Source organism: Nonomuraea sp. NPDC050643 (assembly GCF_040654715.1).
Classification (GTDB): Bacteria; Actinomycetota; Actinomycetes; order Streptosporangiales; family Streptosporangiaceae; genus Nonomuraea.
The window spans coordinates 482,745-490,711 of sequence record NZ_JBFAIM010000001.1 but is presented as its reverse complement, the minus strand read 5'-3'; the positions used below and the strand labels follow the sequence as shown (position 1 = coordinate 490,711).

Here is a 7,967-nt window from a genome sequence, read left to right as displayed (position 1 = left end):
GTGGCCGGCGGGGCGACCACCGGCACGGCGCCCACCGGGGGCACGACGCCCGGCAGCACGGCGCCCACCGGGGCGGCGGCTGGCACGGCGGCCGGTACTGCGGCCGGGGCGGCGTCTGGTGCTGCGCAGGCGGGTGCTGCGCAGGCGGGTGGGAAGCCGCGGGGGCTGGCCGGGCTCGTGCAGCCCGCTCAGCCGTTGCAGTCGCCCGGCACCTCACCGAGCGCGCCACCTCAAGGCGCGCCTCCTCGGAGTGCGCCGGCCCAGGGGGTGCCGGCCCCCGGCGGGGGTCAGCGGGGTGGAGCGCCGCAGCAGGCCGTGGCCAAGCCTCGGACGCTCGGGGCGCGGATCGGGGCGTTGATTGCGAGTGCGCCCAAGTGGCTGCCCGTGCTGCTGGTCCTCGAGGGCCTCGTCATGTACGTCCTGGCCCTCAAGGTCGCCCCCGGCCCCATGCGCGGCGTGGATCCGGCCGACATCGACGGCCTGGGGCTGATCTCGGCGCTGCCGGCGACCGCGTTCATCGCCATCCTGATCATGCTCGTGTCGTTCTTCGTCACGGTCGCCCAGAGCACGGACCGCAAGTTCCTCCTGCTGTTCCAGATCGCCGCCCTCACCTTCGCCCTGCACGGCGCGGGCGCGCTGGTGGCCGAGGAGCCGCGCTTCCCCACGGCGTACATCCATGCCGGTTTCGTGGAGTTCATCGGCAGGACCGGTGAGACCGCGATCAGCATCGACGCCCGTATGGGCTGGCCGGGATACTTCGCGTTGTTCGCCTTCGTGACGAAGGCGGCCGGCATCGACGACATGACGACGATCCTGCAGTGGACGCCGCTCCTGTCGAACCTGCTCTACCTGCTCCCCTTCGTGCTGATCCTGCGTCAGGTCGTGGCGACCACGCGGGCCCGGTGGTTCGCGGCGCTGCTGTTCGTGCTGGTGCAGTGGATCGGGCAGGACTACTTCTCGCCCCAAGGGTTCACCTTCGCCCTCTATCTGGCGTTCGTGGCGATCCTGTTGCGATGGTTCGGGCGGGTGGAGCCGCGCACCAAGCCGATCCCGGCCAAGGGCCTGCGCAAGCTGCTCGGCAGGCTCGACGCGATGACGCCGGGCGAGCTGGCCAACACCGGCACCTACCGCGCCGACAAGCTGCTCATGCTGATGATGCTGGTGGCGCTGTTCGTGGCGTCGGTGGCCTCGCACCAGATCACGCCGTTCATGATGCTCGGCGTGGTGACGGCGTTCCTGCTGTTCAGGCGGACCTCGCTGACGTGGGCGCTGCCGTTCTTCTTCGGGCTGATCGTGCTGGCCTGGATCAGCTACATGACGGTCGGCTTCTGGTCGAGCCAGATCGACACGATCTTCGGCGGCCTGGGCAACATCCTGCAGAACCTGCGCACCAACACCTCCGACCGGGTCGAGGGCAGTGACCCGGCGCACGCGCTGGTGCTGCAGGCCCGGCTGGGCATTCTCGTGGTGATCCTGGGCTGCGCGGCGGCGGGGTTGTTCAGGCGGCTGCGGCGCGGGGTGTTCGACCGGTCGGCGCTGATCCTGCTGTGCGTGCCGGTGCTGGCGCTGGGGCTGCAGAGCTACGGCGGCGAGATCGGGCTGCGGATCTACATGTTCGCGCTGCCGGGCGCCTGCCTGCTGGCCGCGTACGCGTTCTTCCCGAACCTGCCCTCCGACAGCGCGGACGTCCGCGAGGAGACCGTGCCGCTGCGCAAGCGGAACGTGCGCTTCAACCCCGAGCTGACCAGGAAGGTCTCGGTCGTGCTCGCGGCGTGCTTCGCGATCATGTTCGCGATGGCGTTCCTGCTGGCGAGGTACGGCAACGAGAAGTTCGAGCGGGTCACCACCGGCGAGGTGGCCGCCCTGCACTACGTCTACAACCACGACAAGCCGAGTGCCCGGGTGCTCTACCTGGTGCCCAAGGTGGGGCCGGAGGTCACGCCGACGCTGCCGTGGGGCGAGCGGGACGTGGAGCGGGTCAACTTCGGCACGCAGGCCCTGGTGCACAAGGATCCGACGGTGATCGCGGACTCGGTGCAGAAGCTGAAGGAGCAGCCGCGTAACTCCTACCTGATGGTGAGCCGTGGCCAGGTCAGCTATCTGCAGCTCAACGAGGGCTACCCGGCGGACTGGGGCGAGCGTTACCGGGCGGCGCTCGACAAGTCGCCCGATCTGAAGCGGGTGTTCGCCAACGAGGACGCGGCGCTCTACACCTGGAAGAAGTTCGTCAGGGGCACCGAGATCCCGGAGCCGAACCCGTACAAGGGGCGTGGCGACCCCACCTCGCCCTGGACACCGGTGGGCATCGGCGCGCTGGCCGTGACCTGGGTCGCGCTGTTCGGCTACGAGATCATCCGCCTCAACGGGCCGAACCGGGCGCCGCGGGCGCGCAAGCGCCTGCTGTTCCTGGCGATCCCGGCCTTCGCGGTGGCGCTAGCAGTGATCATCGAGCGGTTCATCTATATCGCCCAAAATAACTGAATTCACAGGTAACACTCAGGTTGTGCGGGAGGATGTCTCCTGATGAGGACACAGGAGACATTTCCCGTAACGCCGGACGCACGCCTCGCGGCAGCGAGGATCGCGTCCGTCGACGCCCTGCGCGGCTTCTCGCTGCTGGGCATCCTCGTCGTGAACATCGCCTTCCTGGCCTCCGGTTACCGGATGGCCGGGCTGGCGGAGCCGGCGTTCCACTCCTCCTTGGACTGGGGCGTGCGCTGGGTCGTGACGCTGTTCCTGGAGAACAAGTTCTACCTGCTGTTCTCGTTCCTGTTCGGCTACAGCTTCACGCTGCAGGTCGACTCGGCGCGACGGCAGGGGCGGCCCTTCGCGCCGATGTTCCTGCGGCGGCTGGCGGGACTGCTGCTGCTCGGGCTGGCGCACGCGGTGCTGCTGTTCCCCGGCGACATCCTCACGACGTACGCGGCCGTCGGGCTGGCCCTGCTGGTCTTCCACCGGATCAGGCCGCGGACGGCGGTGCTGCTGGCCGTGGCGCTGACCCTGCTGCTGGCGCTCGGCTTCGTGCTGCTGGCGGTGCTGGCCACGGCCGGCCTGGACATGTCGGGCACGGTCGCGGACGGGACCGCCGAGGCCGCCGCGTCGGACACGGCGCTGGGCGGCGGGTTCTGGCAGATCGTCTCCGAGCACCTCAGGAAGCTGTCGCTGATCATCGTGCTCCGCGTCGTCTTCCAGGGGCCCGCCGTGCTGGCCGCGTGCCTGATCGGGCTGGCGGTCGGCAAGCTGGGCGCCCTGCGCGAGCTGTCGAAGCACACGGGGACGCTGCGCAGGCTGCAGTGGATCGGGTTCACGGTCGGGCTGCCCGGCGCATTCTTCTACACGCTGTCGGCGTGGGGCGGCGCGGTGCACAAGTTCTGGGGCGAGGCGGTGGACCTGGTGACGGCCCCGCTGCTGGCGGCCGCGTACGCGGCGACGTTCCTGCGGCTGCTGCCCCACCTGCCGCGGCTCGGGCGGGCGCTGGCGGCGCCCGGCCGGATGGCGCTGTCCAACTATCTGGCGCAGTCGCTGGTCTGCTCGCTGATCTTCACCGGGTACGGGCTCGCGCTCGTGGACCGGGTCAGCCCGCCGCTGGAGGTGCTGATCGCGCTCGCCCTCTTCACCGTGCAGGTCCTCTACAGCCGATGGTGGCTCAAGGGCCACCGGTACGGCCCGGTGGAGTGGTTGCTGCGTTTCCTGACGTACTGGCGCAGACCCGTTAATTGAGATGAGCCCGGCGACGCGAACCGGAACAATGGACCGGCATGCGCAACTGGCCCGTACTCGACCTGCGTCTGACCACACCCCGCCTCGAACTGCGGATGCCCTCGCTCGACGATCTCGACGAGCTGGCCGACCGCGCCCTGGAAGGCGTCCACGCCCCTGACCGGATGCCGTTCGGCGTGCCGTGGACCGACGCGCCCGCCGGGGAGCTGGGCGCGAACGTGATCCGCTACCAGCTCGGCGTCATCGCCCGGTGGCAGCCGGAGCACTGGTGCTGCAACTTCGTCGTCGTCCACGAGGGCCGGGTGGTGGGCACGCAGGACATGTCGGGCCGGGATTTCGCGGTCACGCGGGAGGTGCACACGGGGTCGTGGCTGGGACGCGCGTACCAGGGTGAGGGGCTGGGCACCGAGATGCGCGCCGCCGTGCTGCACCTGGCCTTCGCCGGGCTGGGCGCCCTGACGGCGGTCTCCGGCGCGTTCCTGGACAATCCGGCCTCGCTGGGCGTCTCCCGCAAGCTCGGCTACCGGCCGAACGGGACGATGGTCCAGCAGATCCAGGGGCGGCGGGGGGTCCAGCAGCTCCTCCTCCTCGAGCGCGAGAACTTCACCGCGCCCGTCCCGGTGGAGATCCACGGCCTGGAGCCCTGCCTGCCGCACTTCGGGCTCGAACCCTGACCCCCGGCGGCGTCGCGGAGGGTCGCGCCTGCCCCGCGTAATACTCCAGAGCTACGCCGCGGATGCACTCCTCAGCGGGACGACGACCACAGGGCGTGATCCATAGGTTCGCCCCATGCTCACTGGTCCGCGCCGCATCCTGCTCACCACACTCGTCGCCGTCTCGGTGGCCGCGCCGATGTCGGGCACGGAGGTCCCGGCCCCCGTGCCCGCGGCCGCGCCCGGAGGCTTCACGGAGGCCCGGTACGCCGCCGCCCGCCACAACCTCCTGGCCGCCGAGCGGATGGCCGCCGGGCACGGCCAGCGGCGCCGGGCCGAGGCGCTGCGCGCGATGGCGGACCCCGCGCGCCGCTTCCTGTTCTTCGACGGCCGCGACGGGGGCCGCAGCGCGGAGGTCTTCGGCGACCTGGCCGGGGCCGGGCGGGTCGTCGTCCTGGTGCCCGGCACCGACACCAGCATCGACCGGTACGGCCGCCTCCACGCCGACGCCAAGGCGCTCCAGGGCGAACTGGGCGACAGCGCCGCCGTCGTCGCCTGGCTCGGCTACAGGACCCCGCAGACGCTCAGCGCCGCCGTCCTGACCCCTGACCGTGCCGACGAGGCCGTGCCCGGCCTACGGGCCCTCGTACGCGAGCTGGGCCCCTCCAGGGTCTCCCTGCTGTGCCACTCCTACGGCGCCGTGGCCTGCGGCCGGGCCGCCGGCGGGCTGGACGGCGTGGCGAACATCATCCTGTACGGCGCCGCCGGCACCGGCACCACCACCCCCCTGCGCACGACGACCCCGGTGTGGGCCGCCCGCGGCACCCGGGACTGGATCGCCGCCGTGCCGCACGCGCAGTTCCGGCTCCCCTTCCTCACCCTGGGCCTGGGCATGGACCCGATGTCACCCGGGGCCGGCACCCGGCTCTTCGCGGCGGGCGACGGCGGCCACAGCGACTACCTGCGCCCCGGCTCCCTCCCCCTGCGCAACATCGCCGCGATCGTGTCGGGGACGGCCCCGGATGCGTGACCTTGTCGTCCGCATCGACGCGGCCACCCCGGCGGAGCGCGACCGGGGGCTGGACGGGCTGCGCGCGCTCGCCATCGCCGGCGTGGTGCTCGGCCACTGGCTGGTGACCGCCCTGGTGGCCGACAGCGGCGACATCCGTGGGGCCAGCCCCCTGCGGGCGATGCCGGGGCTCGCCCCCGGGTCGTGGCTGTTCCAGACGCTCGCGGTGTTCTTCCTGGTGGGCGGGGCGGTGGCGGCGCGCGGTCACGCCACCGCGCCGATGACGTACCGGGAGTGGCTGGGCGGGCGGATGGCGCGGCTGTTCCGGCCCGTCACCGCCGTGGTGGCCGTGTGGGGGGCGATCGCGGTCGCGATGCTCGCCGCCGGGACCGGGGTGGAGCCCGTGCTCACGCTGGCCGGGCTGGTGTGGTCGCCGCTGTGGTTCCTGCTGGTGTTCGCCCTGCTGACGGCGGCGACCCCGCTGGTCGTCAGGTTGCGCCCCGGCTGGCCGCTCGCCGCCGTGGCGCTCGTCGACCTCCTCCGGTACGGGCTGGACGGGCCCGCCTGGCTCGGCTCGGTGAACGTCGTGGCGGGGTGGCTGGTGCCGTACTGTCTGGGCGCGGCCTGGAACCGGGGCGCGTGGGGCCCGCGGGCGAACTGGGGGCTGCTGGCGGGCGGCGCCGCGGCCACCGGCGTGCTGGTCGTGCTGGGCGGCTATCCGGCGGCCATGGTGGGCGTGCCCGGCGCCGAGATCTCCAACCTCGACCCGCCCACCCTGGCGGCGGTCACCTTCGGCCTGGCCCAGTGCGGCGCGGCCCTGCTCCTGCTCGGCCCTCTGCGCCGGGCCCTCGCCCGGCCGCTCGCCTGGGCGGCGGTCGCCCTGGTCAACCTGTCGGCGATCACCGTCTTCCTCTGGCACCAGACCGCCCTGATCGCCGTCACCGCCCTCGGCCTGCTCGCCGGCCACCCGCTGCCGGGCCTGCACACCGCCCCGGACTCGGGGGACTGGGTGCTGGCCCGGCTGGCCTGGCTGCCGGTGTTCGCGGTGGCTCTGGCGGCCTGCTGGGCGGCCTTCCGGAGCTACGAACGACCCCGCCGATCCGCGGCTACGCCCCCCGGCCCGACCACTTGATCTCGTAGGGCCGCAGGGTGACCTGCCGGTTGTCCACGGTGGCGGTGATGTCGCGGTCGGAGGTGTTCACCATGACGACCTGACGCTCCTGCCCGAGCGCCCTGACCCGTGGATCGGAGGACTGGATTTCTTCCGCGCGCATTCCGGCGGGGAACCACTTGGTGAATCCGCTGAGCAATCCCGCCATCGGCAACTCCCCGCCCACCTTCGGCGACCAGAGACACCCGGGGCATTCTCCTTCGTCCTTCTGCTGTGGATTCCAGTAAAGCGCCGTGTTGACGCCGCTCTTGGCGAACTCCATCATCGTCACCGCCTGCACGGCGGTGCGCTTGTCCTCGCTCCACCCGGCGTTTTCCGGCTCGACGTACCATTCGGCCCACCATACGGGCAGGTCACCGCTCTGTTTCCGCAGCCAGGTGGTGATGGCGCTGAATTTCTGCTGGGCCACGAAATCATTGGGAACGTTCCCGTTGTCGGTCGTCATGGACGCCCCGTCCACCACGATGAAATCGGCGCCCTTCTTGTTGTCGATCCAGTATTGAATGGCGTCGAGCGCCCGCTGGTCGACCGTTCCCCATTCGCCCGTCAAATCGGAGGGCCCGCCGCTCGACTTGCTCTCGATCGGCATGTAAGGCCCGCCGACCTTGATGTCCTTGTTCACCTTCTTCAAGGCCGTGTAGACCTTGTTGTACATCTCGGTGTAGCCCTCGGCGTCCCACCGGTTCGTGCTCGGGTCCCAGAAGCCCTTGAACTCGTTCCACACCAGGTAGTGCTTGACCGTCGGATACTGCTTGGCCACCCGGGTCGCAAGCTTGGCGAAGTCGTCGAAGTGCTCCGGTTCGGGGGCGACCGTGTGGTTCTTGCTCCAGTCGGTGCGCCCGGCCTGGCCGCCCTTCATCCAGTCGGGCGCGCAGCAGAGCGTGATCACCGGCAGCGCCCGCGAGGAGGACATGAACTTCAGCCGCCGGTCCAGGTCGCGGAAGTTGTACTGGCCGGGGCTGGGCTCCGGGTTGCCGACGCCCCAGCCCATGATGTGCTGGTTCTGCAGCATCGGGACCCGGCCGAGCACGCCCCTGGCCTGCTCCACGACGTCCTGCGGCTCGTTGTCCGCGCTGAACTGCGTGTGGGTGATGCCCCAGCGCGGCCACTCGGTCAGCGCGGGCGGCTCCTCCAGCTCCGGCGCGGGCTGGGCGGGCATGTTCGTGGCCACGTCGCTGCCCTTGAACCCGCTGCGGGCCTGAGTCCGCATCGAGGCGTAGACCATGATGCCCGCCACCAGGACCACCGCGAGAATGCCGGCTCCAAGTGCGATGGGCCATGGCGATCGGCGGCGCGCGTGCCGGCCGTCGGTCGGAATCACTGAACGCTCCTCATCCTCGCGAGTTGCCTGAAGGGGGTCCACGAACCTACAGAGACACTACAAAGGTTCACGAACGTATAAGGACCGGACAGA

6 protein-coding genes are annotated in these 7,967 nt (G+C 71.0%); 5 read left to right on the top strand and 1 reads right to left on the bottom strand.

Annotated features, from left to right (window positions below; translation table 11 throughout):
* Positions 1–384: 384 nt before the first annotated feature.
* The 5 genes from AB0I15_RS02235 to AB0I15_RS02215 all read left to right on the top strand — a co-directional run bounded on the left by AB0I15_RS02235 (position 385) and on the right by AB0I15_RS02215 (position 6,514).
* Positions 385–2,481, top strand: a complete 2,097-nt coding sequence (locus AB0I15_RS02235; RefSeq protein WP_358088734.1) for a hypothetical protein — start codon at positions 385–387, stop codon at positions 2,479–2,481.
* Between the two features lie 42 nt (positions 2,482–2,523).
* A complete protein-coding gene (locus AB0I15_RS02230; RefSeq protein ID WP_358088731.1) occupies positions 2,524–3,720 on the top strand; it encodes a DUF418 domain-containing protein in 1,197 nt (398 codons plus the stop codon).
* 38 nt (positions 3,721–3,758) lie between these two features.
* Positions 3,759–4,394, top strand: coding sequence for a GNAT family protein (locus tag AB0I15_RS02225; protein WP_358088728.1), 636 nt, complete (start codon positions 3,759–3,761; stop codon positions 4,392–4,394).
* Positions 4,395–4,509: 115 nt separating this feature from the next.
* On the top strand, positions 4,510–5,403 hold the full coding sequence (locus AB0I15_RS02220) for an alpha/beta hydrolase (RefSeq protein ID WP_358088725.1): 894 nt from the start codon (positions 4,510–4,512) through the stop codon (positions 5,401–5,403).
* On the top strand, positions 5,396–6,514 hold the full coding sequence (locus AB0I15_RS02215; protein ID WP_358088722.1) for an acyltransferase: 1,119 nt from the start codon (positions 5,396–5,398) through the stop codon (positions 6,512–6,514). The genes AB0I15_RS02220 and AB0I15_RS02215 overlap by 8 nt, the downstream gene beginning before the upstream one ends.
* On the opposite strand, the gene AB0I15_RS02210 is transcribed toward AB0I15_RS02215, so the two are convergent.
* Positions 6,489–7,874: a xylan 1,4-beta-xylosidase gene (locus AB0I15_RS02210; RefSeq protein ID WP_358088720.1), complete on the bottom strand. Its 1,386-nt coding sequence runs from the start codon at positions 7,872–7,874 to the stop codon at positions 6,489–6,491. The genes AB0I15_RS02215 and AB0I15_RS02210 overlap by 26 nt on opposite strands.
* Positions 7,875–7,967: the final 93 nt, after the last annotated feature.